This window comes from Geobacillus sp. E263 (assembly GCF_007197795.1).
GTDB classification, from domain to species: domain Bacteria; phylum Bacillota; class Bacilli; order Bacillales; family Anoxybacillaceae; genus Parageobacillus_B; species Parageobacillus_B toebii.
In genome coordinates this window covers 383,935-407,507 of the sequence record NZ_CP041632.1, presented here as the reverse complement: position 1 = coordinate 407,507, position 23,573 = coordinate 383,935, and the positions used below count along the sequence as shown (strand labels likewise).

Here is a 23,573-nt window from a genome sequence, read left to right as displayed (position 1 = left end):
AATGCTTGAAACTCTAAGCTTTTGAATCAAATAACGAGTTGCTGCCTTCATATGAAGATGGCGCCATGTTCGGTTTTCTATAATTCACTTCTTTCGGCTGCGGCATAATCATATCCAACGTCATGTTGACAAACTGCAGCGATTGCTGGAGAAGCTGTTGGTTTAATTCATTAATATTTTTAAGCTCTGTAACGACCGCCGCCAAATTGTCTCGCAATCTTTCTAAAGCGGAACGTTCCGGTTCGTTCACTAGTTCAATACATGCCGTTAATGTCGGCTCTGTCTGCGTATGGCCAAATGCGCTTATGATCTTTTCAACAGCAAGAATCCGTTCCTTCTCGATTTGTTTAATTGCCGCAATATACTTTTGTTCCTCTTTCACCATTTCACTGAGCGCTTCCATATCGCCTTTCTTTAACACTTCCGTTTTTTTGTTCGCTAAGTCCAACAAGCCTTTATGCAGTTTCACATGCTTTTCTAGCAACTCTATTAATTGTTTGGCAGACAATCCAATCTCTCCCTAAAAGTACATAAAAATTAAATCAGTATGATGTGAATACTGATTTAATTTTCAAAGTAGTATTTGTATATACTTTTCGCGATTGTCTTCGCATCAATTTGATATGTTCCGTTTTGCACTTGTTCTTTTAACTTGCGCACTTTCTCTTGACGTTCGACCGTCCATTGAGAAATTTGCTGTAGCTCTTTCGCCGCCTTGGAAATTTCCACTTTATCTTGTTTAACTACAGGCTTTTTCGCCTGCATCTCTTTATCGAACTGGCGTCTGTAAGGATTAACGCCCATCAAGCCGAATTTGTCAATTCTCATGAAAATTCCCCCCTTTTCCATGCCTCTATGCCGTTTCCATATCTCCTACCTATATTATCGGCAAACGAAAAAAATTGTTTACAAGAAATCAAAATTAATTCTCGTCGTCCTTTTTCGTATAATAAACGCTTCTCATCTGATGACGTTTTTTCCTTTCTTCTTCCTTTTGCACCATTTCTAATTGTTTATTTAAGTCTGTTGAACAGTTTGCGCACAGTCTTCCTTCGCGAATCAGTTTGCCACAGCGGTCGCAAGGATATCCTAAATTTGGGAATTGGGCGAGTTGTAGACGGCCGCTTTTAATGAATTTCATCAGCAGCGACTCCTTCACTCCTGTTGCGTCTACAATTTGCGCCATCGTCGCCATGCGATTTTCCCTTTTGCGCAAAAAGCGATAAACTTTCTCGAAAGCCTCTTCTTCTTCTCTATAACAGCTCTCGCAAATATCGCGAAACGGACTTTTTACAAATAGGCTCCCGCAGTTTGGGCAATTTGCTAAACTCATTGTTTCCCCTCCCAACACTTCTCTCTTTCCTTCATTATAAGACAAATAAAAAACGCTTACGTATAAATATTGATAATTAATCCTTGAATTTCCCCGATGGTGCTTAAAAGGTCAATCCCTTGTTTTTCTTTTTGCAATACGGCATTCGTTAAATCAATTAGCTTTCTGTCCACTTCTTTCACAATCTTATATAGCCGCGAGCGCCCGCTCCAATTGAAACCGTGCTGTTCGGATAGTTGCAAACCGTTTTTTACCACGTCATCAAGCAACGTTTTCACAAGCTTTTTATATTTTCGCAACTCTTCCACCGAACGCGATTCCGCCAAAACTTTCCCTTGTTCTTCGATTTCTTTCGCAAGTTGCTGAAACCGTTCCAGTGCGAGTTCTTCGTTTTGCTTTGCCACGACTTCGGCAAACGATACAGACGCTGATGCTGTCGCTTCTTTTTTGCTTACGTTCACCATGTTTGCTTTTGTGATTTTTTGAATTTCCACATGAATCTCCCCTATTGTTGTTCAATACTCTTAATTAATTTTAAAATTTCTCCAATGACTGCATAGAGCTGTGAAGGAACGCGGTTTTCCGGATCCGCTAAATGCTTGACAAGCGATGAATCGTTTTGCATGGGAATGTTTTGTTGTTGCGCCTGCTTGATGATTTCGTTGACAGTATTGCTTTTAGACTCCGACAGTTGATCAGCTCCTTTTTGATAACTCGTCAACGCAGAAAAATAATGTGGATAACCGTTTTTCATACCGTCCAATCATAACCTTTCTCTCTGTTTGTTTCTTTCTCTTTCGTTGTTTCTGCCACTGTTTTTGGTTCTTCTTGTTCATTCATTTTCGCAAAAGCAATCCCTTTTACATTGTAGCCGATTGCCTCCAAATTTTCTTTAGCCATCTCTGTTAACGATTTTAATGCTTCGGCAAGTTGTGCATTGTCCGTTTTAATGGTAATCGTTAAATTTCGTTCCAATGCTTGAAGCAAAATGCCGATTTTCCCGTATTTTTCTGTATCCAGTAAAAAGTACAGGCTGCAATTTTGCCAATCAAGCTTTCCTCCAGCACTTCGGGAGTTTAAATAAATATGGAGCGTTTCAATTTGATCGTGCAATAACACCGGCAATTGATAAAACATCGTTTGCATATGATGGTTAGCATCAAATTTGCTCAACAGCTGCTGGCCTGTCATATTCATTAAAGCATGCTCGGCTTGCTGTGCGATCATGCCAAGTTCTCCTTGGCTTAATTTCATTAACACCGCCTTTATGTTTTGCGGTTCCATGGCTGGCTGCTTCAACCATAAGGCGCGGGAAATATCTTTTTCATGCTGAAACCCTAATTGCCGAAATTGCTCAAACATACTTCGTGCTGAAACTTCTTCGCCTAGCGGAAGCTTTAATGTTCTTGCCAGCTGCGAAAGAAGCTGTTGCTTCGGCATCACTTCTTGCTCATTCAAATGAAAAGCGGAAATAAAATGCTTTATTTTTACATCCGCCGGTTGAAAGCGAAGCCCTCTAAGCCAATTTTTCACTTCATTCACGATTGTTAAAGCATCGCTCGGCTTTCCTTCCGTAAGCAGCTGCTTCGCTTCCGCCAATTTTGCACTTGCTTGAAGCATTTGCTTCTCCGTTTTCATGTCGGTAAAAAGCATAAATTCTCCTCGCAAAATAGCACGGTCTAATGTATTAATCACGGATTCAACGAATTGTTTTGCCTGCTGTCGCGCCAATGTTTGTCCACTGTTCAATAAAAATGCTGCGTTTTCTAACTTTTTATTCATCTCTATTTGCAGTTTTTTAAAATCAAGAGCCGCTTGCGAGAGTTTTTCTGTAACCGTCTTAACGATCATATCTTTGGATTGGACGGGGATGGTTTGAAACCATTCCTCATTCCAATACGGCAGTTCCGTTTGTTGTTCATTCGTTGCTTCTGCTCCTGCAGAAATGCGATCTTTTTGTGAGATCCTTTGATCTTCTAATAACTCTGTTTCAGTTTGAGAGTTGAAACTCTCCTTTTCATTGTTAACAGACTCCCTGCTGCTCTCCTCCGAATATTGCAAATGCGGCAAGAGATCGAGATGATCTGCTAACTGTGTTAATATCTCGCCAAATGGCACGCCATGCAGCGCTTCATGGATGGACTGTAAATGCAATTCGGTCACTTCCAGCTTTTTATTCGCAAGCGCCTGTATCGTTTCCAGTTTTTCATCCAGCGCCCCCTGTGCTTTTTCGAAAAAACGTCTTAATATCGCTTTTTCTTCCTTAGATAGACGAATTCCTTGCGCTAACAAGATTTGTTCCGCTTTCTCTAATTCGCTGACAGGGAGCAAGCTAGTGGCTGCGTCATTCGTTTCTGCTGTTTTCGGTACGGCCTGCACTTGTAAAACATGATCTTTTATGCCGATAATTTGCACAGCAAATTGATCTTCATTCGGTATTTCGCCTTGAAAGAGAACGTGCACATCCTGTCCTTTAACCGTTATAATCGCTTCATTGCTGCTTAATTTTTCCTTAATGGTCGCGAAAAATGTTTCCCCCTCTTTCAAGGAAAACGGCAATAGATTTGTCATTGACTCGTTCATGATCAAGTCGTTGCGAATTTGCATTTACTTCACACTCCGCTCTATCCCTTGCTATTTTTAATATCGGCATGTTTGTCTTCGATATTAACCTCTTGCCAATGTAAACGAAGAAACAGAAGCAGCGCCAGCTTGACGCAACACCTTCGCCGCATGCCTTAACGTTGTCCCTGTCGTATAAATATCGTCGATTAACACAATATGCTTGTCCTGTAAAGGCATTTTTCCTGAAAACTGAAAGACGTTTTCCGTCCGCAATCGCTCACGGCGCGATTTTTTGGATTGTTTTTCGAGGTGATGACGTGTGAGGATATCGTGGATGGGGAGAGCGAGTAGCTCGGCCAGCGCCTTTGCTTGGTTAAAGCCTCGCTCGTACAGCCGCTCGGCGCTGAGGGGAATCGGAACGATCAAAAAGGTATGGTCAAAATGACGATAAAATTCACGGCGAAACTCTTCTTGAAACGCTTGGACAATCGCGTAGTCGCCGCGAAATTTCCAAATCGCAACCACTTCTTTCATCCATTCATTGTACATATACACCGACCGATTTTTCGTCAACACATCTTTCCACTCGTCGTCCTCTTGCCAGCGAACACAATCCATGCATAATCGCTCTTTACGATGGGATGGTTCAAGGTCTGCAAACGGGCGGCCGCACATATCGCAAATTTCTCCGTTAATCCTCATAAACGCATTGCGGCATTTCGAACAAAGACAATCCGCTTTTTCTAATGTCAAAAAATGCCGCCAACTCACCATCGGATTGTACGGCGTATGGCAAATCAAGCACTTCATTGCGTTTTTAACATCCCCCTTTCCGACGCCTCCTTATTCATTCGCTCAATCTGCCGTTTCGCCGCGACCATTTCCCGCGTTTTTCCGTAATGGAAAAAACGGATGTCGCCGCTTGGAAATTGAGCGCTTCGCCCGACGCGGCCGGCAATTTGCACGAGCGCGCTTTCCGTAAAAATGCGGTCTTCCGCGCCAAGCACGGCAACGTCAATGTTCGGAACGGTCACGCCGCGTTCCAAAATCGTCGTAGTGACAAGAAGCGGAATATGCCCGTCGCGAAACGCTTGCACTTTTTCCGCACGCTTCGGATCTTCCGCGTGAACGCCTTCGATCCGCTCGTCTAATAGTTTCAATATACGTACAACTTGCTCGAGCTCATCAATATGGGGGACGAATAAAAACGCTTGTTTTGCTGTTTCAATGCGCAATTTCACCCAGGTGATGACGTTGCGGGGAAGACGCCTGCGCTTTAACTGCTTGCGCCAGTTTCCACACCATTCAAAGGATGGGACAGGAAGAGGAAAACCGTGGTAGCGGGCGGGAATGGTGACCGCTTTTCGTTTGCCGCGCTTGATTTCCTTCTGCCACTTTGGGTGAGGGGTTGCGGTTAAATAAATAAGGCTGGAGGTCTCTTTGCGCGCTTTTGCGACAGCATATTCAAGCATCGGTTCCACCGAATACGGGAAGGCGTCGACTTCATCAATCACCATCACATCAAAAGCGCGGTAAAAACGTAATAGCTGATGGGTGGTGGAAATAACAAAAGGGGCGAATTTGCCGCGGTCGTCGCTGCCGCCGTACAAGGCGATCAATGGGACGCCTGGAAACGCTTGTTTCAAACGAGGGGCAAGCTCGCGCACAACATCGGTTCTTGGGGTGGCAATACATACTCGTTTTCCCATCTCAAGCGCCCGCGCGATGCCTGGAAACAATACCTCCGTTTTTCCAGCGCCACAAACCGCCCATACGAGCAATTCGTCATTCCGCACGATTGCGTCCTCCACCGCATCGGCAGCACGCTGCTGGCCTTGGGATAATATTCCGTTCCAGGAAAGCGGGGAAAAATAGCAAGCTTGAGGGAAGGAAAAGCGGGATACGACGAGCGGGGTGCATGTACTGACTCGCCCCATCATAATGCATTTGCGGCAATATGTACAAACCGCTTGACAGCGTGCACAAGGAAATGAGGCGAAAAAATGATTCTCCTCGTTTCCGCACCTTATGCAGCGCCATCCATGTTTCGTTTTCGCAATCCCTTTTTCATAGGAAAGGTAGCCGTGTTCATAATGGGCTTGAATCATCTCGAGAGGAAAAGGAAGTTCCTCGAGGAGAAGCTGTTTTCCTTCCAGAAAGGAAAGGAGTTCTGGGGAGTAAGGAAACTCGGGGTGCAGTGGGATAGAAGACGTGACATCGATGTGGCTGATCGGTTTAGCAGTTCGGTCATTGGTTTTGGCCAATGCTTCGAGGATCAACCTTCCTTCATCCACGATAAAACGCATATGATCCCTCCATTTCATATTGTTCATCCCTATGCCGCATAAGGCTTTGCGGCATAGGGATCAGCAAGATTACGGTTGATACCATGTTAGTCCTAACGCACCTTCGCCAAGGTGGGTGCCGATGACAGGTCCGAAATAGCTAATGGTAAACTCCACATGCGGATAAAGGCTTGATAATTGCTGCTTCCATTGTTCCGCCTCTTCTGGGCGATTTCCGTGAATGATCGCCGCTTTTAGCGGCACCCCTTTTGCCGCATCTTCGCTGAACAGCTCTTCAATCCGTTTGATCGCTTTTTTGCGCGTGCGAATTTTCTCAAACGGAACGATCACTTTATTTTCAAAGTGAAGCAGCGGCTTAATTTGCAGCAGTCCGCCGATGAACGCCTGTGCGCCTGTCAATCTTCCGCCGCGCTGCAAATGCGATAAATCGTCTACCATAAAGTAAGCGCGCAACGTTTTTTTCACTTCATCGAGCCGTGCGATGATTTCCTCTGGCGTTTTCCCATCAAGCGCCATCTTCGCCGCTTCGATCGTGTAAAAACCTTGGGCCATGCAGCTGATTTCCGAATCATACGCGTACACTTGCAGACCATCGACCATATTCCCTGCCGTCAGCGCACCTTGGTATGTTCCGCTAATGCCGCTTGATAGGTGTATGCTGATGACCGCATCGTATCCTTCGTCACGGAGCGATGTAAATAGTTTGACAAATTCGCCAACCGCTGGCTGGGAGGTGGTCGGCAGCTCTTTATGCTGCTTTACTTTGTCGTAAAATTGTTCCGTGCTAATATCGATTTCCTCACGATACGTTTCCGCGCCAAACGAGACGCTCAACGGAATCATATGAATCCTTAGCTTATCGCGCACTTCTTTCGGAATATAAGCGGTGCTATCCGTTACAATGGCTGTTTTCATCGTTCATACCTTCCTCATTCATTAGTCTTTATTACCTATTGTAACAAAAAAAAAGGGACGAAATTCATTATCCAATAGCAATAAATTGTCCAGCCATTTTCCGCAAACATTAGCGCACTTCGACCCAGCCGTTTTTGATGGCGACAACGACCGCTTGTGTACGGTCATTGACATTTAATTTTTGTAAAATGTTGCTTACGTGATTTTTCACCGTTTTTTCGCTGATATATAGCGCCTCACCGATACCGCGGTTGCTTTTTCCGTCTGCTAATAGCTGCAATACTTCACATTCACGGCGCGTTAATAGATGAAGCGGCCAGCGGACTTCGCGTTTTCTTTCTTTGTTTTCGCCTTTTTCCGATGCAAGCCGGCGGTATTCGCGAATCAAATTGTGCGTCACTTTCGGATGCAAGTACGAGCCGCCTTCTGCGACGATTTTCACCGCTTCAATCAATGTATCTGCATCCATTTCTTTTAATAAATAGCCGGTAGCCCCTGTTTGCAATGCGCGCATCACATAGTTTTCATCATCATGAATCGAAAGAACGACAACTTTTGTATCAGGATACGTTTCAATCAGCTGTTTCGTTGCCTCTACTCCATTGATGTTCGGCATGTTAATGTCCATAATAACAATGTCAGGGCGGTGCTCTTCTACAATCGAAAGGGCTTCGCTTCCGTCCGCGCCTTCTGCGACGACTTCAAAGTTTTCTTCAAATTCTAAAATTCGTTTCATCCCTTCCCGGAACAGTTGATGGTCATCAATGATGGCGATGCGTGTTTTCATGCATCCCTCTCCTCTCTTTTTTGATTTATGTATGTTATACGTTCAATGGAATGCGAATGAAAATCGTTGTACCGAGTCCAACCTGCGACCGAATCGTTAATGTCCCTTCCAACAATTCGACCCGTTCTTTCATACCAATAAGTCCAAAAGCATTCTCTTTTTTTACCGTTGTGTCAAATCCTTTCCCATTATCTTTTACCATCACAAACAGCTGGTTGTTATTCATTTCCGTTCTCACTTGAATTTCGGTCGCTTCCGCATGCTTCAGGGCATTTTGTACTGATTCTTGAATGAGGCGGAACACTGCAACTTCCATTCGGGTCGGTAGTCTTACTTCTTCACCAATGTGTACAAAGGAGACGGCAATCTCCCTATTATAATCTTCGATCGTTTGTAGGTATTTTCTTAGTGTAGGAATTAAACCTAAATCGTCAAGCGCCATTGGTCGCAAATCATAAATAATTCTTCGCACCTCATAAAGAGCAGAACGAACCATTTTTTTAAAATCGCGAATTTCGGCAATCGCCGCTTCAATGCCGCGATCTTTTAACACTTTTTCAATGAAGTCGGAACGAAGAATGGCATGGGCGAGCGTTTGCGCTGGACCATCATGAATTTCCCGCGATAGCCGTTTTCTTTCCTCTTCTTGCGCCTCGATAATTTTTAACCCAAACTCTTGTTTTTGTTTAGCCCCTTCAATAAATTCCCCCACTTGACGGAAGTCGCTGTTTAAATAATCAAGAACAACCGTAATTTGTCCAACTAAATGCTCTGCCCGTTCAATCGTTTCTTTCAGCCCAACTAAGCGCCGCTCCAGCTCATCGCGCCGCAGCCGCAGCTGTTTTTCCCGCTCGCGGATCATCGCCAGCTCCATGTGCAATTCATGGGCCTTTTCGTATGCTTCACGAATTTCCTCTTCCGAATATAGCGAAAAATCCTTGCTTACTTCCGCAAGACGCTGCCGAGACAGCCGGGTTTGTATTTCCAGTTTATCCGCCTCTTCAATCGTCTGTTTGGTTAGCATCTTCACTTCCAACAATTCTTGAAGCAGCCGTTCATGTTCTTGGCGTGACTGTTCACCGATTCGAAAAATTTCGTCTTTGCTATGTTGAACGGTGTCGATCATTTTTTCGACAATTTTATCTAATTCTTTTGCATCTAACGTTTTATTTGAAGACATACAAGATCCCCCGTAAACGCTTTGCTGCGCTGCTTTCTAATTTTGTGTATCTGCACCAAAAAAATTTATTTGAAGGAAAAATGTTGTCGATTTATAATAAAAAAAGCATCCAATAACAATAACAATCTATTTCTTTTTCTACTAAATTAGTATAACATGTTTTTGTCCAAAACTTATCGAATTTTTGAAACTCCTTTGTGTAACAGTGGGGTGATTTTTGTTTTGTTACAAAAATATTACACAGTAAAAGGGTACGGAGAAAACGAAATCATTATTGAAAAATCCCGTTTCATTTGCTATATCAATAGAGCAACAACAGAAGAGGAAGCGATTGAGTTTATCCAGCAAATTAAAAAAAAGCATTGGGACGCAACACATAACTGTTCTGCCTATATCATCGGCGAACACGACCAAATTCAAAAAGCGAACGATGACGGCGAGCCAAGCGGCACCGCTGGCGTTCCGATGCTGGAAGTGTTAAAGAAAAAAGGATTAAAAGATACCGTCGCCGTCGTCACCCGATATTTTGGCGGCATTAAACTCGGGGCGGGCGGTCTTGTTCGTGCTTACGGAAAATCCGTATCAGAAGGGCTTAAGGCAGCTGGCATTGTCGAACGCCGCCTTGTGCGCGTCATGCATGTTGTCATTGACTACACATGGCTTGGAAAAGTGGAAAATGAATTGCGCTCTTCTGACTATACTATAAAAGACATTCATTATTTAGAGAATGTCGAACTGGAAATTTTTGTTGATGAAGCAGAAAAACAAACGTTTATCGACTGGATGACGGAACTTACCAATGGAAGAGCGGAAATAAAAGAAGGGGAGACAGAGTATCTCGAAACAGACGTCTCTTAAAGCGGACATAAAGTCAAAACGGTGAAAAGGAGTTTTTACCATGGTAAATGAAAGAAAACGGCTTAAAAAGATGAAAAAGAAAAAACGGAGAAGACGCATTTTATTTTGGCTATTTGTTCCCTGTTTATTATTTCTAATCAGTTCCGCAGGATATGCTTTATTTTTAATGCATAAAGCTGAATCGATGATTAACAAGTCGTATGAAGAGATCGGAAACGGCAATGTAAAGTCTCTTGACCCGAAAAAAGATAATTTCTCTGTGCTGTTTATCGGCATCGACGATAGCAAGTCGCGAAATTTTAAAAGCGATACCCGATCGGACGCGCTTATTCTTGCTACGTTTAACGCGAAAGACAAATCCGTGAAAATGGTGAGCATTCCGCGCGACTCATACGTATATATCCCTTGTGAAGACAAATACGATAAAATTACACACGCGCACGCTTATGGAGGCACAAAATGTACTGTCGAATCCATCGAAAATTTATTTGACATTCATATCGATTATTACGTCAAAATGAATTTCTACGCCTTCATGGATGTAGTAGATGCACTAGGGGGAATTGAAGTCGAAGTTCCTTATGATATTAAGGAAAAAGACTCGGAAGATCACCATAATGCTATTGTGCTGAAAAAAGGGCTTCAGAAGTTAAATGGCGAAGAAGCGCTCGCCCTTGCGAGAACCAGGAAGAAAGATAACGATATCGAACGCGGAAAACGCCAGCAACAAATTTTAAAAGCCATTTTAGAGAAAGCAAGCAAGACCAGCTCCATTACAAAGTATGACGATGTCATCGAAGCCGTAGGGGACAATATGAAAACGAACTTCACGTTTGATCAGATGAAATCTCTCGTCCATTATGTTATAGGTGACAAAAAGCTGACGATTGAATCACTCTATCTCAAAGGAACAGACCATAACGACGGGATTTATTACTACATGTTAGATGAAGATTCCGTACAAGAAATAGGGGAAACGCTCCAAAATCATTTGCAATCATCGAATGAGAGCGCTGATGATGACAGCACCAGCACCGATAAAAATAGCGACGAAGAACAGTAAGCCATAACAAAGTAAAAGGTCATCTTGGGAAGAAGCCCAAGATGACCTTTTTTATTAATTTTGTTTTCCATTGGCATAACGGATGACCCGAACAATTTTTAAAATTGGACGATAATTGCTGTCGACCAAGCCGATTTTTTCTGCCACTAATTCAAGGGCAAGCAGGACAATAGCTAATATAATCATCGATACCCATACGGCAGCCTGTGACAAAATAACAGCGATAAGTCCAAACAAGGCGCTCATGCCATAAATAATGAGAACCGTTTGGCGATGGCTGTATCCAAGCCGAAGCAAACAGTGGTGCAAATGCGATTTATCAGGCGCAGATAAAGGCTGTTTTTTAACAATTCGGCGAATGATTGCAAAAAATGTATCAGAAATCGGCACTCCTAAAATGAGCACAGGCACAACAAACGAGATGAATGTAACATTTTTAAACCCTAACAGCGCCAACACGGAGATCATATATCCTAAAAATAAAGCACCTGTATCGCCCATAAAAATTTTCGCCGGGTGGAAATTATATAATAAAAACCCTAATGTGCTTCCAAGTATAATGAATCCTATCGAGGAAACGAACCAGTCACCCATAATGATGGCCATTCCAGAAATAGTAATTAAGGCGATCGCGGACACTCCCGCAGCCAGCCCGTCAAGTCCATCGATTAAGTTAATGGCATTAGTAATTCCCACAATCCAAATAATAGAAATAGGGATGCTCAATACCCCAAAGTGCAGTTCCCCGCCAAACGGAAGGTTAATGAAGGTGACTTGGATTCCTCCGATTACCACCACAATAAAAGCGGCGATAAGCTGACCCAAAAACTTTATTTTTGCCGAAAGTTCGTAAATGTCATCCAGTATGCCGATAACAACGATAATCGAGCTTCCGAGCAAAATATACATCCAATCCTCGTTCCATGGGCGCAAAATAAAATAACCAATCAAGAAGCTGATATATATCGCTAAACCGCCTAAACGCGGCATTACTTTCTGATGGACTTTTCGATGATTTGGCTTATCAGTCGCTCCAATGGCAAACGCTAATTTTTTTACAATTGGGGTTAAAATAACGGAGCAGGCAAAACATATAAGCAAAGTCATCCATAAAGATAGCATGGGAACCCCTCCCTTAAGTTCTAGGATAACCACTCATCTAACTTCTCACTCGAAACGGCTGTTGCCATTTTTTTTAAATTTGATTTCCAAACACTTTCAGCGCTCAAATCCCACAGCGTTGATTATAGCATATTAACTCTATTACATAAATAGCAAAATCACTGAAAATCTATTAATCTTTTTCTTTATTCATATATTTCGAACATATATGTATTTTCTCTGTACGCACATCTGCCTTTAGATAAACAAACAGTCATAAAAAAACAGCTGCCTATTTCATCATCGGCAGCCGTTGAAGAGAAATTAAACGAAACGATTTTAACAAAAGAAAAGAGAAAAGAACGAATATGACTCCGCCTACTGCAATATTCACAATATGATTGCTAAAATCTACATATTTGTGAATGATCGATGCGGCGACCGTTACACAGATGGCATACAGGAAAAGCCGAAGCCACTGCGTTTCTTTTTCAGGTTGGAGACGAAGCTGTACCACGCTTGCAGCAATCAGCGTTAGAAATTGAACCATAGCGCTAATCGTCGTTCCCCATGCTACAGCGTCCGCTCCATATTTTCCAATGAACAGCTTAATAATCAAAATATTGACGCCAAATACGGAAATCATGCCGGTAGCTACTGGAACGAACGATTTTTCCATTGCGTAAAAAAATCGTGTGACAAAAAGATTAGCGGCTTGCGCAAACATCCCGATGACAAAAATTTTTAGCATCATCGCCGTCATTTTTGTCGATTGTGCCGTGAACGATCCGTATTCGAAAATGAGCTTTACCACTTCTTCAGCATAAAAATAAACAAAAATCGAAACAGGAATAATAATCATGAATAACGATTTTAGCCCACGGAAAAATATAGATGAAATGCCCGCATAATCTTGCTCTGCTGTTTTTTTGGCAAGCATTGGGTAGATGACTGTCGTTACGCTAGTCATTAAAATAGTTTGCGGCAGCTGGACAAACTTCGAAGCATAGTTTAAAGCCGCTACATAGCCGGCCTCGAGCTGTGATGCGAACATGCGCTGAATAAAAATATACAATTGCAGCGTCGCACCACCAAATAGGACAGGTATAGCAATTTTCAACATTCTAACGATGTATTCCGATTCCGTCGTCACCCATTGAAAACGAAAGCGGTGCAAGTTATTTTTCCGCAAATGAACAAACAAAATAGCAATCATCATCACAGCACTTGCCACCGCTCCCCATCCATATGCATAAATACCGCAAAAAGGATAAAGCAATACGACCAGCAGCACAAACATCCCGTTATTCACCAATGTCGCAACAGCAGCGCTATAAAATTGATTTTGCGCGTTTAAAATGCCAGAAAACCACATTGAAAAAACAAGAAATAACGCAGACGGAGCCGTAATGGCAAAAAGCTGTGACGTCATCAGCAACTGTGAGCCGGTGAGACCTGAAAAAAAGAATGCGACAATGGCTTTTGAAAACAGCATTAATCCTGCTGTGAGCAATAATAAGAAAACCAACATATATGTAAATACAGTATTGTGAAAGCGCTGCTTCTCTATATCGTTCACCATTTTACTATAGATGCTGATGTAGGCGGTCGTAATCGCCCCGCCAAGTACCAAATACAAAAAGTTAGGAATGGTATAAGCCAAAACAACACTATCTGCTAATGAGGACGTGCCAAAATGATATCCGATGATCACTTCACGTATAAAACCGAAAAATCGGGCCAATATGTTAATAACGGTTACGACACCAATGACTTGAAACAGGCGTTTTCTGTTCACATCCTCACCTGCTATACCACTATTTTTTGCGTTCATCATACCCATTGATTTCGTTTGGAATTAGTATTTTGAAATAATAATATTACTCAACATGACCGTAAAGCTGAAGAATTTGATCAATAATTCGCTCTTGATCATTTTCTTGGGCGCGCGCCTCACCTTTTTGAATTAGCTGTTTCCGAAGGGCAGGATCATCAAGAACTTTTTTCATTCCCTCGAATAAGGAGTCTGGATTGCGAGGCTCTACAAGCACGCCTGCCCCATCATCCAGCAAATAAGCCAATCCACCAACACGGCTTCCGACAACGGGAGTATGACAAGACATTGCCTCTAATGCCACCAATCCAAATCCTTCTAAATGAGACGGCAAAACAAACATCTCCGCGGCGGCCATCCACACCGCTACCTCCTGCTGTTTCATAGCATCATATATAGATACATCGTTGATTCCCGCTTCCTTAATGCGATGAATGAGTTCATTATAAAAGGCATTATCCTTCTTGGCCCCAATCATATAAAGAGAAACAGAAGGATATTCTTTTTTCAATTTAGAAAATGCTTCCACCAATTCGATTAGTCCTTTTTGACGAATAATATTTCCAACAAATAAAATTGGAACCTCATGTTCACCGATCCCGCAGCGCTTTCTCGCCTTATCTTTATCGAGCGGTTGAAATATTCGGCGATTTACTCCCATGTTAATCACAGAGACGTTTTCTCTAGGAACGCCGAATTCATTGCGAATTTGTTCGGCAAGTTTGTGCCCTACCGCAATGACATGGTCCGCCTCTTGTAAAATGGTTGTAGTCCACTGCCGAATCCGTCCGCTTTTGTTGGCCATCCGGTCAATATCCCCGCCATGTGCAGTCACAATCAGCTTTTTCTTCCACCATTTTTTATACCATAATCCTAACATTCCTGTAGGAAAAACGTAATGAGCGTGAACGACATCATAACTTCGGCCTTTTATCATACAATGAATCAGCGTCCGAAGAAACCAAAAAATATATTTCATCAGGACATTTGCCTTGTCAGTACGAGGGTTTGTTACAGCAATGACATCCACATCCAGCCCTCGGCCGCGGAGAGCTTCCACTTGATTTTTCACAAATATGCCAAATGATTTTGCCGTTTCCGTCGGATACATGTTGCTTAACACTAATATTTTTTTAGCGGACATGTTTCTCACCCATCAAACGCAGCAATTCAATCCCTTCCCCTGCTTTCTCTCTCATCTGTTCAGCTATTTGTATCGTTTCCCGTTGAATGTCCAACCAATTTTTCTCCATCTTCTCTACAATCTGAACAAACGAAGTCGGTTCCATTCCTAGTTCTTCAACAGAAACATAGCGATCTGTCTGGCGGATAAACGTTAAAAAATGATGAACTTTTGGATGATAGCCAACGCCAATGATTGGAGTTTTTGCGACAACCGCCAAAATAAGCGAATGCAGTCTTGTTCCAATCACAAGATCATGGGAAGCACAAATAGAGACAATATCATTTGGATGCAAATTTTCATCAATAATGGTGACACGATCACTATGTTTCATTCGTGAGGCAATATCCTTTGTAACTTGCACATCCTGGGGATATTTCGTTGAAAAAAACGTAACCGTCACGTTCTTTTTCTCAATAAGCTGATCTAAATTTTTCGCCATTCCGGTAACGTAATTGGAGTACTTTTGTTCATTAGAAGTAGGCCAATACTTCCCATTGTAATATGGCACAGCGGTAACGGCTACTTTTTGAACAAAGCGTGATTCTTTCTTTTCGTTTGGAGCAGCTAAATACAGTGCTGGATCTCCGATTACATGTATGTCCCTTTTCACCCCTAGCGCCTGCAGCAGCCGTTTCGATTGCTCATCCCGAACGGAAATGCAGAAGGCTTTTTGGGATAATTGCTTAATGAAAAAGGCCCCCAGTTTCGTTTCAATCGGACCTACCCCGACTCCGTAAACAATCACTTTACATCCTGCGTAATGCCCTAATAACCCAAGAGTAGCGTATAATGGACCATCCCATTTATACAAATCCATAAGAATTCCGCCGCCGCCCACAATGATTGCATCGAGCTTTCTCATGATAAAATAATTTTCTTTTAATGTTTTCATAATAGAGAACAGGAGAGGGCCTTTGCGGTGAAAGATAGGAACTGCTTTGACCCCGTATCGTTGCTCTGTATCCTTGGGATTGTTGCTAAAAACAATGATATCTTCGTTGGGGATAGACAGCTCCTCTATCAACTGTTTTAAGATTCCTGTTAAAATTGCCTCATCTCCATTATTATTGTGACCATAGTTTCCTATAATACCTATCTTCATAAAAAACACCTTTTTAAAAATGATTGTCGAAAAATGTTGTTCGTCTCAACTTTATTCATTATACTATTGTTTCCTTATCCATAAAAGCACTTTTGACCATTACATTATAGCAATTTTTCAATACAATGAAAAATGAAGGGAGGCCCTTTGGGCACCCTTCATCTTATCATTGGCTGTAATATTGGACAATGCCATTATAAATCGATTGCGCAAAAATATCTTGATAGTAATCGGAAGTCAATTTTTGGTAGTCACTGTTGTTCGTGATAAAACCGAGTTCGATCAGAACACTTGGAACATTGTTATTGCGGACGACGTAAAAATTATAGTCTTTTACGCCGCGATCTTTCATGCTGGCGTTGCTTACGATTTGTTGCTGAATGGCTTTCGCTAGTAAATAGCTTTCGTAGCCATTCGGATTTTTCGATGTATCATAATAAGTTTCTGTGCCGCTCGCAGATGGGCTTCCCGAGTTGACATGAATGCTGACAAACAGCTCCGCGTAATTATTTTTGGCAATCTGCACTCGCTCCTCGAGCTTTTTAAACACGTCGGTTTCCCTCGTCATAATGACTTTAGCCCCGGCGCTTTCCAGCTTCTGTTTCAGTTTTTTCGCAACAGACAAAACGATGTTCTTTTCATACGTTTTTTCTTTCATCGTCCCTGGATCTGTTCCGCCATGGCCGGCATCAACCACAATAATACGCCCTTGCACCGGATTGCCGCTCACATTTTTTAATTTCAAATAGGACTTATGTACATATCCCGTTTTGCCATTGTACAAAATTTTCGCCCAATATCCGTTTATCTCTAAAACATTAACCACTGTCCCACGAACAAGCTGGCCAATCACCGAAGCGTTGGCGTTTCCAGCCGAACGGACATTTAATGTGTCCGCAGTCACTTTCCCTGTAGCAATAGCAGGGCTATTGACCGAAAGGCGGAAATCTTTGTTCAACGCGCGAGCGACAAATGCGGAAAATTGAGCTCTTGATATATATGACTCTGGCATAAACTGATTGTCGCTTCCGTTAGAAATCCCATGGTAATACAGTTTCGCGATGTAAGGATAAGCCCAGTAATCTGGCTTAATATCACGGAAAATCTGCTGGTTTTTCGCAACTGCAGGCTCCGGTAACTTAAAAGCAATAGCAATAATTTTGCTCATTTGCGACCGTTTCAGTGGAGCGTTTGGTTGAAACGTTCCATCATCATATCCCTTGAAAATTCCTTTTTCCACCGCTCTTTCAATCCAACCTACCGCCCAATGGGAAGGAGGAACATCTTTAAAACGAGCACTAGTTACAGGCTTTTCGCTTTCTCCTAACGCTTTTATAATCATTTTCGCCGCTTGTGCTCTCGTTACGTTCTCGTTTGGATGAAATTTCAATACCCCATTTTCATTATATCCTTGGATAATCGAGCGCTCGTATAAAAATTCAATCTCTCTTTTTGCCCAGTGATCGGCTGGTACATCAGCAAATATCGTTTTCTCGGTGGAAGCGGTCGAAAAAGAAGCATAGGATGATTTGGCATTAAACGGCGATGGCTGATGAAAATCACGAATTTCCTGCAAATTATCGCGGGAAGAAGTAGCAGATGAATCCATTTCTGCATAAGCCGCCGAGCAGTAACAAAACAACATCAGTGAACAAACCAACAATAATCGCAACGGCTGCAACAACATCTCTCCTTTCATTATCCAAAATTCGGGCAAATATGTACATTCTCCCTCTATCAACTTAATTCTATGAAACTATGTATAAAATCGCAACCCTAATTCGACAAACTTTTCCAAATATACGACATAAAGCCCATCATGATAAGCATGATGAGCTTTATTTCCTATTCGACATATATCGATATGTTCTTGCAAGCATTGCCGCAAATTGAGCGCGGGTAAGAAATTCATTTGGACGAAAATACGGCTGCTTCGTAATAATGCCTTTATCTGCGAGCTGTTGGACCGCATAATAAGCAAAATGCCCTGGGCCGTCTATATCTTTAAACGGATAAGGAGTGCCGGAAAACGAGGTTTCACTTAATTTTAATGCTCTTGCCAGCATCACCGCCATTTGTGCTCTCGTCACAAACCGTTCTGGATAAAAATGTCCATCATCATATCCTTTCACAATGCGCTGACCATATGCAGTGTAAATCGGCACCGCTCCCGCCAACGTCAGCGGCGTATCGAGGAAAGGAGATTGGATTTGCTTCGGCCTCCATTGGAACAACCGATTCATCATCATCACAGCATGTCGCCGCGTTAACAAGGCGTTAGGACGAAATGTATGATCGGTAAAACCGTTAATCCATCTTTCACGGTACGCCGTTTGAATTTCTTCGTATGCCCAAAATGACGATGGAACATCAGTGAAAGAAGCAGATGCCGATGATGTCGAATTCATCCAACGTTCATCAAAAGCAACTACCTCTCCATTATGATCGGCGCTGATCACCGTCAGCTTTTGCTCATTCCTAGCTGATGGAATATCGGGCAATATAAATGAAATCCAATGATCATCAGCGTTTCTTTTTTCTACGAACTGATCATCGATAAAAACATACACATCTTTGCCAATCAATCCTTTCGAAATGCCGAGAAGCTGCTGTTTCGAAAATGAAACCGGCTGGCCGTTTTGGATGGTCAGCCAATCAACCGCTTCACTGTACGGAAGATGGATGGCTTTCGCCGCCTGCACTACGCCATATCCGGAATGAGTATCATATCCTTTTTCTCGTATATCCTTCGCTGACTCAAATAACCGCTTGCGAATTTGTATATCATCCAAGCGCGGATCCATTGCCTTTAATAACGCCGCCACGCCCGACACAAAAGGCGCGGCCATCGACGTTCCGTTTAGGACACGATATTCATTATTCATATATGTACTGAGAATATTTTCACCAGGCGCACTAATATCCAGTTCCCATCCATAATCGGAATAAGGGATAATTTGATTGTTTTCGTCCACCGCCGCAACCGCAATCACTCCTGGGTAAGAGGCAGGATAAACCTCCTGCAGCGAAATTCCCCAATTGCCTGCAGCCGCTACGATAACTACATGATGTCGAAGAGCGTTTTGAACCGCTTGTTCCAAAACAAGCGTCTTTCCTTTTCCAGCCAAGCTTAAATTAATGACATCCGCCCCGATCGATACCGCGTCATTGACCGCCTTGGCGATCTCAAAATCACTGCCCGTCCCTTCACGGTCAAGCACCTTAAAAGGAACAACATCCACAGGAGCAAATCCTGCTGTTCCAACAATTCCCTCATGATTATTCGCACAAGCAGCGATGATTCCTGTCACGTGCGTACCATGTCCATGGTCATCCAGCGCCAGCCTTCCCGGATGAACGTAATCTCCCCCTAAACTATGAAGAACGTTTCCGCAAAAGTCTTTATGTATCGCCGCTCCTGTATCGATGACAGCGACAAGCACATGATCGACTGCCGTCACATTGGTTATAACGGGCGGTTCTTTCCAGCCATTTGCTTGAATATGAATCTGTAACACCTTATATGTATGATTTTTCGGCAAAAGCACGTCCAACGTGGATAAATTGCCGTTATTTTGCGAGACCACATTTCCGTTCTGATCCATCACTTTGAGCGTCCATAGGCTTTCGACATGATCAATTGTGACCGATAAGCGGGATAGTTTCATTCCTTCCTCTGACGAAATCGAAAAGCTTAGAGTATGTAATGGCTGCCCTTCATATGTCATCGCACCTTGGGTAGTGACGATTTGTTTTCCTATCAAAATATTACGTTGATGAAACTTAGGAGCCACGGACCATATATCAATTTTATTTATCCCCCATTGTTGAGAGAAAAGAGGATCATTAAAAATAGAAGAAGCGAGCGATTTCTGATAATTCGGCTCTACCTTTGCTACAATGGGAAGCTTTTGAATTTCATCGATTTCCTCCCTAGTAAACAGGGCTTTTGCTACCCATTGTTCCTCTTCGTCTTTTACTCTATCTTTATATTTTTCCATAAATAGCGAATAATCTTTTTCATTTTGAAAATAAATGAGCCATTCAGATAAGGATTGACCGTGCGCGTCTTTTGCAAACAAGAATACACAGCCGACCCATAAACAAACCATAAACCACAAATGATTCCGCATGTTTTCACCTCTTTCTCTTTTTTCTAATTTAGTATAGCAAACAACGAAAAAAAAAGAGCCGCCTTTTTCGTAAGGCAGCTCTGGCTAAAATATTACGATTCTATATGAAAGACTCGGTTGGTGCTGTTTCATTTTAACAAACATCTTGCCCACCTAGATACAAGTAAATTTTAGAAATTCTTTTTGTTTAAATTGATCAATGATTGCGCTAAAATGATAGAAGTGTACATATATAAAAAGTCATTAATGGGGGACTGAATCATGTTTCAAGTACGGCTTTGGCATGGCATACTCCACCCTTCCGCCGCTTTTATGGAGCTGCAACAGGCGGAAACGGTGCGAGGGTTTTTCCGAAGACTTGCGATTCTATCACTATGCAATGCGCTTCTTTCCGGATTAGGCGTATATATGGGATTGGATACGGAAAGATTTACGCCATTGATTGGAAAAATGCCCGAAGGCTACATCGAAACGGCAAAACTGCTATTTGCCGCCGGTGTAATTGCACATGGACTCATCGCTCCAATGATCGTCATGTACGTCACGTCATTGTTGATTTGGCTCATCATAAGAGGAAAAGTGCCTTTTGACAAAATCATGACGATTGAACTGTACGCAATGTTTATTTATGTTATCGAGCATGCGCTATTCCTTTTATTTCGTCTAATGACAGGCGCGAATATCTTTTCATCGCCATTTGGGCTCGGCATTATCGCCCAGCTTGCTTTCGACCATCTCTTTCTCATCCATTTTTTCCAATCAATCACCATCTTTTCTATTTGGAGCTTGACGGTGCAGACAATCGGTCTAACCATTTGTTCTTCGATGTCAAAATGGAGTGTGTTGACGATCGTTGCCATTGTTTATTTATTCATCCGTCTTGCCGCTTCGTTGATTTTTGTCATGGTCTAGCAAGCAAAGATAGTGTCAAAATGCTGTGACGGCACAATTTCATATAAACCGAGGGGGTTCATATGCGAAAGAAATGGATGATATATGGAACATTAATCGTTTTCTCTCTTTTTTTCTCCATTAATTTATATCTCTTTGATAAATATGACAAATCTTTGTCGCGCACCGTCATCAGCGATTCCATCATTCAAGTAAAACAAAGGGATTTTACATTATTTTTCCCTGCTAAAGGGGTTGTTTCATCTCCGCACATCGAAAAAATCTTTCTGCCGACAGATATGAATGAGGTAGAAAAAATTTTTGTTCGACGCGGACAAGAAGTACAGATGGGAACGCCACTGTTTTCATTGAAAAGCAATCAACTCGATGAACAGATCGAAGAACTTGCAAATGAACTTGCATTTTGGCAGCAGCAACAAAATGAAGTGGAACAATCGATCGATTCATTAAAAATGGATATGGAAACCCAAGAGGGCCAAGAAAACTCTCAGGCACTTCTCATGCAGCAGCTACAGTCAGAAAGAAGAGAGATTGAATCGAAAATACATCACCTCACCAATCAAAAAGCCTATTTAGAGAAAAAAAAGGAAAAACAAATAGTAAAAAGTCCGGCTGCCGGCATCATTGACAACGTGGAGCTGAATAAACCGCACCCGTTTATTTCTATTGTCAGCCGTCCTTACCTCATCAAAGGGACATTATCCGAAATGGAGCTGCCAAAAATAAAAGAAGGCCAACGTGTAAAGATCATACCGCTTGGGCAAAGGAAAAACATCTATTCGGGAACAATAACGGAAATTGACAAAATCCCGACGCAGCAAAAAAAGGAAAGCTTTTATCCTTTTTATGTTCATCTTGAAAATAACGAAGCATCCTTGCCATACGGGTCACATGTGTCGCTCTCGATTATTTTGCAGGAAAGCAAAGATGTTCCGTCCATTCCAAAAACATCTATTGTACAAAAACGGAAAAAACACATTGTATATAAGCTTTCTAAAGACAAAGTGGATGCGCGCAGCGTTCAGCTTGGTTTAGCGGATGGGCTAGAACGTGAAATAGCGAGCGGAATTCACGCAGGCGATTGGATCATCGATAACCCTCCTTCTTCCCTTTATGAAGGGATGACCATTTCGACTCCAATGGAACTTGGAAAAATAAAGAAAGAGTATTTTCGTTATTTCTCAAAAACGGATATGGCGTCACTGATCACATCGGGATTTTTCCGTACGAAGACCGATGACGTGATAGAAAAAATGATGAAAAAATGATATGCTTGTCCCTGTGTTTCTTTGCAATGTGAAAAGCGGCTCAATATTTTACGATAAAGGAGTGAACACCATGAAAGTTGCTGTGCTTATCCCTTGTTACAATGAAGAAAAAACGATTGGCAAAGTCGTTAGCGATTTTAAGCGCGAATTGCCAGAGGCAGACATTTACGTATATGACAATAATTCAAAAGATAAAACATCTTTAATCGCTGCCGAGCATGGCGCGATCGTTCGCAAAGAATTGCGCCAGGGCAAAGGAAACGTCGTTCGGTCCATGTTTCGCGAAATCGATGCCGACATTTATGTCATGGTCGATGGGGACGATACATACCCTGCCGAATTTGTTCATCAGCTGATTGAGCCAATTAAAAGAGGAGAAGCCAACATGGTGATTGGCGACCGTCTATCCAACGGGACGTATTTTCAAGAAAACAAACGCCCGTTTCATAACTTTGGGAACAACCTCGTTAAAAACTTAATCAACTTTTTATACAAAAGCGACATTAAAGATATTATGACAGGCTACCGCGCCTTCGACAAATTGTTTGTAAAATCAATGCCCGTTATGAGCCCGGGGTTTGAAATCGAAACCGAAATGAGCATCCACGCGCTCGATAAAAAATTTCTTATTAAAGAAGTGCCGATTGATTACCGCGACCGTCCGGAAGGAAGCGAATCGAAGCTGAACACGTTTTCCGACGGATGGAAAGTGTTAAAAATGATTTTTACCTTATTTAAAGATTATAAGCCGTTCTTGTTCTTTTCTTTATGGGCGTTGCTATTTTTCATCCTTGGACTCGCCGTCGGCATTCCTGTCGTGGTAGAATTTATTCAAACGAAATTTATTACTCGCGTCCCTTCTGCCATTTTAGCAGTAGGATTAATGATTTTTGCGTTGCTGTCATTTACCTGCGGACTTATTTTAGACACAGTTGCCGCTGCGCATCGGAAGCAGTATGAACTTGAACTCAACAGAATGTATGAACACTTGAGAGAAAGAGAAAAAGAACGAAATGACGTCTCTTAATTG

At 42.3% G+C, this 23,573-nt stretch carries 22 protein-coding genes; 5 read left to right on the top strand and 17 right to left on the bottom strand.

What is annotated here, in order from left to right:
- Positions 1-13: 13 nt before the first annotated feature.
- From FNL97_RS01950 to FNL97_RS01900, 11 genes are all read right to left on the bottom strand, one after another.
- Positions 14-508, bottom strand: a complete 495-nt coding sequence (locus FNL97_RS01950) for a flagellar protein FlgN (protein ID WP_143414940.1) — start codon at positions 506-508, stop codon at positions 14-16.
- Between the two features lie 56 nt (positions 509-564).
- Positions 565-828 carry a flagellar biosynthesis anti-sigma factor FlgM gene (flgM, locus tag FNL97_RS01945; protein ID WP_143414939.1) on the bottom strand — a complete coding sequence of 88 codons (264 nt, stop codon included), beginning with the start codon at positions 826-828 and terminating at the stop codon, positions 565-567.
- Between the two features lie 94 nt (positions 829-922).
- On the bottom strand, positions 923-1,333 hold the full coding sequence (locus FNL97_RS01940; protein ID WP_143414938.1) for a TIGR03826 family flagellar region protein: 411 nt from the start codon (positions 1,331-1,333) through the stop codon (positions 923-925).
- A 56-nt stretch (positions 1,334-1,389) separates the two neighbouring features.
- Positions 1,390-1,827: a YaaR family protein gene (locus FNL97_RS01935; RefSeq protein ID WP_143414937.1), complete on the bottom strand. Its 438-nt coding sequence runs from the start codon at positions 1,825-1,827 to the stop codon at positions 1,390-1,392.
- A gap of 11 nt (positions 1,828-1,838) precedes the next feature.
- Positions 1,839-2,087 (bottom strand): flagellar biosynthesis protein FlhB, encoded by a 249-nt coding sequence (locus FNL97_RS01930; RefSeq protein ID WP_143416275.1) that lies wholly within the window; start codon positions 2,085-2,087, stop codon positions 1,839-1,841.
- Positions 2,084-3,940, bottom strand: coding sequence for a hypothetical protein (locus FNL97_RS01925; RefSeq protein WP_143414936.1), 1,857 nt, complete (start codon positions 3,938-3,940; stop codon positions 2,084-2,086). Before FNL97_RS01925 ends, FNL97_RS01930 begins: the two co-directional genes overlap by 4 nt.
- 60 nt (positions 3,941-4,000) lie before the next feature.
- Positions 4,001-4,708, bottom strand: a complete 708-nt coding sequence (locus FNL97_RS01920; RefSeq protein WP_143414935.1) for a ComF family protein — start codon at positions 4,706-4,708, stop codon at positions 4,001-4,003.
- Positions 4,705-6,204 carry an ATP-dependent helicase ComFA gene (locus tag FNL97_RS01915; RefSeq protein WP_143414934.1) on the bottom strand — a complete coding sequence of 500 codons (1,500 nt, stop codon included), beginning with the start codon at positions 6,202-6,204 and terminating at the stop codon, positions 4,705-4,707. The genes FNL97_RS01920 and FNL97_RS01915 overlap by 4 nt, the downstream gene beginning before the upstream one ends.
- A 69-nt stretch (positions 6,205-6,273) precedes the next feature.
- Positions 6,274-7,119 carry a DegV family protein gene (locus FNL97_RS01910; RefSeq protein ID WP_143414933.1) on the bottom strand — a complete coding sequence of 282 codons (846 nt, stop codon included), beginning with the start codon at positions 7,117-7,119 and terminating at the stop codon, positions 6,274-6,276.
- Between the two features lie 109 nt (positions 7,120-7,228).
- The gene (locus FNL97_RS01905) at positions 7,229-7,906 is read right to left on the bottom strand and encodes a response regulator (RefSeq protein ID WP_143414932.1); all 678 of its coding nucleotides are present in this window, start codon (positions 7,904-7,906) and stop codon (positions 7,229-7,231) included.
- A gap of 34 nt (positions 7,907-7,940) precedes the next feature.
- Positions 7,941-9,086: a sensor histidine kinase gene (locus FNL97_RS01900; protein WP_143414931.1), complete on the bottom strand. Its 1,146-nt coding sequence runs from the start codon at positions 9,084-9,086 to the stop codon at positions 7,941-7,943.
- Positions 9,087-9,308: 222 nt separating this feature from the next.
- Between FNL97_RS01900 and FNL97_RS01895 the strand changes: the two genes are divergently transcribed.
- Both FNL97_RS01895 and FNL97_RS01890 read left to right on the top strand, forming a co-directional pair.
- Positions 9,309-9,944: a YigZ family protein gene (locus FNL97_RS01895; RefSeq protein ID WP_143414930.1), complete on the top strand. Its 636-nt coding sequence runs from the start codon at positions 9,309-9,311 to the stop codon at positions 9,942-9,944.
- A 40-nt stretch (positions 9,945-9,984) separates the two neighbouring features.
- Positions 9,985-11,007, top strand: a complete 1,023-nt coding sequence (locus tag FNL97_RS01890) for an LCP family protein (protein ID WP_143414929.1) — start codon at positions 9,985-9,987, stop codon at positions 11,005-11,007.
- Between the two features lie 54 nt (positions 11,008-11,061).
- Here FNL97_RS01890 and FNL97_RS01885 read toward each other — a convergent pair whose 3' ends face one another.
- The 6 genes from FNL97_RS01885 to FNL97_RS01860 form a co-directional block, all read right to left on the bottom strand.
- Positions 11,062-12,129 (bottom strand): glycosyltransferase family 4 protein, encoded by a 1,068-nt coding sequence (locus tag FNL97_RS01885; RefSeq protein WP_062679036.1) that lies wholly within the window; start codon positions 12,127-12,129, stop codon positions 11,062-11,064.
- Positions 12,130-12,400: 271 nt separating this feature from the next.
- Positions 12,401-13,906 (bottom strand): murein biosynthesis integral membrane protein MurJ, encoded by a 1,506-nt coding sequence (gene murJ / locus FNL97_RS01880; RefSeq protein WP_143414928.1) that lies wholly within the window; start codon positions 13,904-13,906, stop codon positions 12,401-12,403.
- Positions 13,907-13,988: 82 nt separating this feature from the next.
- Positions 13,989-15,086, bottom strand: a complete 1,098-nt coding sequence (locus tag FNL97_RS01875) for a glycosyltransferase (protein ID WP_286173456.1) — start codon at positions 15,084-15,086, stop codon at positions 13,989-13,991.
- Complete coding sequence (locus FNL97_RS01870) at positions 15,076-16,230, bottom strand: polysaccharide pyruvyl transferase family protein (protein WP_062679034.1); 1,155 nt, start codon at positions 16,228-16,230, stop codon at positions 15,076-15,078. The genes FNL97_RS01875 and FNL97_RS01870 overlap by 11 nt, the downstream gene beginning before the upstream one ends.
- 166 nt (positions 16,231-16,396) lie before the next feature.
- Entirely contained in the window at positions 16,397-17,917 is a 1,521-nt protein-coding gene (locus FNL97_RS01865) for an N-acetylmuramoyl-L-alanine amidase (protein WP_286173575.1), read from the bottom strand.
- Between the two features lie 151 nt (positions 17,918-18,068).
- Complete coding sequence (locus FNL97_RS01860; RefSeq protein ID WP_143414926.1) at positions 18,069-20,363, bottom strand: S8 family serine peptidase; 2,295 nt, start codon at positions 20,361-20,363, stop codon at positions 18,069-18,071.
- Between the two features lie 261 nt (positions 20,364-20,624).
- Between FNL97_RS01860 and FNL97_RS01855 the strand changes: the two genes are divergently transcribed.
- The 3 genes from FNL97_RS01855 (at position 20,625) to FNL97_RS01845 (ending at position 23,570) form a co-directional block, all read left to right on the top strand.
- Complete coding sequence (locus FNL97_RS01855; RefSeq protein WP_143414925.1) at positions 20,625-21,275, top strand: YIP1 family protein; 651 nt, start codon at positions 20,625-20,627, stop codon at positions 21,273-21,275.
- Positions 21,276-21,337: 62 nt separating this feature from the next.
- Entirely contained in the window at positions 21,338-22,543 is a 1,206-nt protein-coding gene (locus tag FNL97_RS01850; protein WP_143414924.1) for an efflux RND transporter periplasmic adaptor subunit, read from the top strand.
- A 70-nt stretch (positions 22,544-22,613) separates the two neighbouring features.
- Positions 22,614-23,570, top strand: a complete 957-nt coding sequence (locus FNL97_RS01845) for a DPM/DPG synthase family glycosyltransferase (RefSeq protein WP_143414923.1) — start codon at positions 22,614-22,616, stop codon at positions 23,568-23,570.
- Positions 23,571-23,573 lie beyond the last annotated feature (3 nt).

What these genes read in the sequence shown, in the direction of transcription:
- FNL97_RS01885 (WP_062679036.1), bottom strand. Translation starts at nt 12,129, where the DNA reads ATGCTATCTTTATGGATGACTTTGCTTATATGTTTTGCCTGCTCCGTT.
- FNL97_RS01905 (WP_143414932.1), bottom strand. Translation starts at nt 7,906, where the DNA reads ATGAAAACACGCATCGCCATCATTGATGACCATCAACTGTTCCGGGAA.
- FNL97_RS01915 (WP_143414934.1), bottom strand. Translation starts at nt 6,204, where the DNA reads ATGCGTTTTATCGTGGATGAAGGAAGGTTGATCCTCGAAGCATTGGCC.
- FNL97_RS01925 (WP_143414936.1), bottom strand. Translation starts at nt 3,940, where the DNA reads ATGCAAATTCGCAACGACTTGATCATGAACGAGTCAATGACAAATCTA.
- FNL97_RS01890 (WP_143414929.1), top strand. Translation starts at nt 9,985, where the DNA reads ATGGTAAATGAAAGAAAACGGCTTAAAAAGATGAAAAAGAAAAAACGG.
- FNL97_RS01870 (WP_062679034.1), bottom strand. Translation starts at nt 16,230, where the DNA reads ATGAAGATAGGTATTATAGGAAACTATGGTCACAATAATAATGGAGAT.
- FNL97_RS01860 (WP_143414926.1), bottom strand. Translation starts at nt 20,363, where the DNA reads ATGCGGAATCATTTGTGGTTTATGGTTTGTTTATGGGTCGGCTGTGTA.
- FNL97_RS01900 (WP_143414931.1), bottom strand. Translation starts at nt 9,086, where the DNA reads ATGTCTTCAAATAAAACGTTAGATGCAAAAGAATTAGATAAAATTGTC.
- FNL97_RS01940 (WP_143414938.1), bottom strand. Translation starts at nt 1,333, where the DNA reads ATGAGTTTAGCAAATTGCCCAAACTGCGGGAGCCTATTTGTAAAAAGT.
- FNL97_RS01865 (WP_286173575.1), bottom strand. Translation starts at nt 17,917, where the DNA reads ATGTTGTTGCAGCCGTTGCGATTATTGTTGGTTTGTTCACTGATGTTG.
- FNL97_RS01875 (WP_286173456.1), bottom strand. Translation starts at nt 15,086, where the DNA reads ATGTCCGCTAAAAAAATATTAGTGTTAAGCAACATGTATCCGACGGAA.
- FNL97_RS01855 (WP_143414925.1), top strand. Translation starts at nt 20,625, where the DNA reads ATGTTTCAAGTACGGCTTTGGCATGGCATACTCCACCCTTCCGCCGCT.
- FNL97_RS01920 (WP_143414935.1), bottom strand. Translation starts at nt 4,708, where the DNA reads ATGAAGTGCTTGATTTGCCATACGCCGTACAATCCGATGGTGAGTTGG.
- FNL97_RS01910 (WP_143414933.1), bottom strand. Translation starts at nt 7,119, where the DNA reads ATGAAAACAGCCATTGTAACGGATAGCACCGCTTATATTCCGAAAGAA.
- flgM (WP_143414939.1), bottom strand. Translation starts at nt 828, where the DNA reads ATGAGAATTGACAAATTCGGCTTGATGGGCGTTAATCCTTACAGACGC.
- FNL97_RS01850 (WP_143414924.1), top strand. Translation starts at nt 21,338, where the DNA reads ATGCGAAAGAAATGGATGATATATGGAACATTAATCGTTTTCTCTCTT.
- FNL97_RS01930 (WP_143416275.1), bottom strand. Translation starts at nt 2,087, where the DNA reads ATGAAAAACGGTTATCCACATTATTTTTCTGCGTTGACGAGTTATCAA.
- FNL97_RS01845 (WP_143414923.1), top strand. Translation starts at nt 22,614, where the DNA reads ATGAAAGTTGCTGTGCTTATCCCTTGTTACAATGAAGAAAAAACGATT.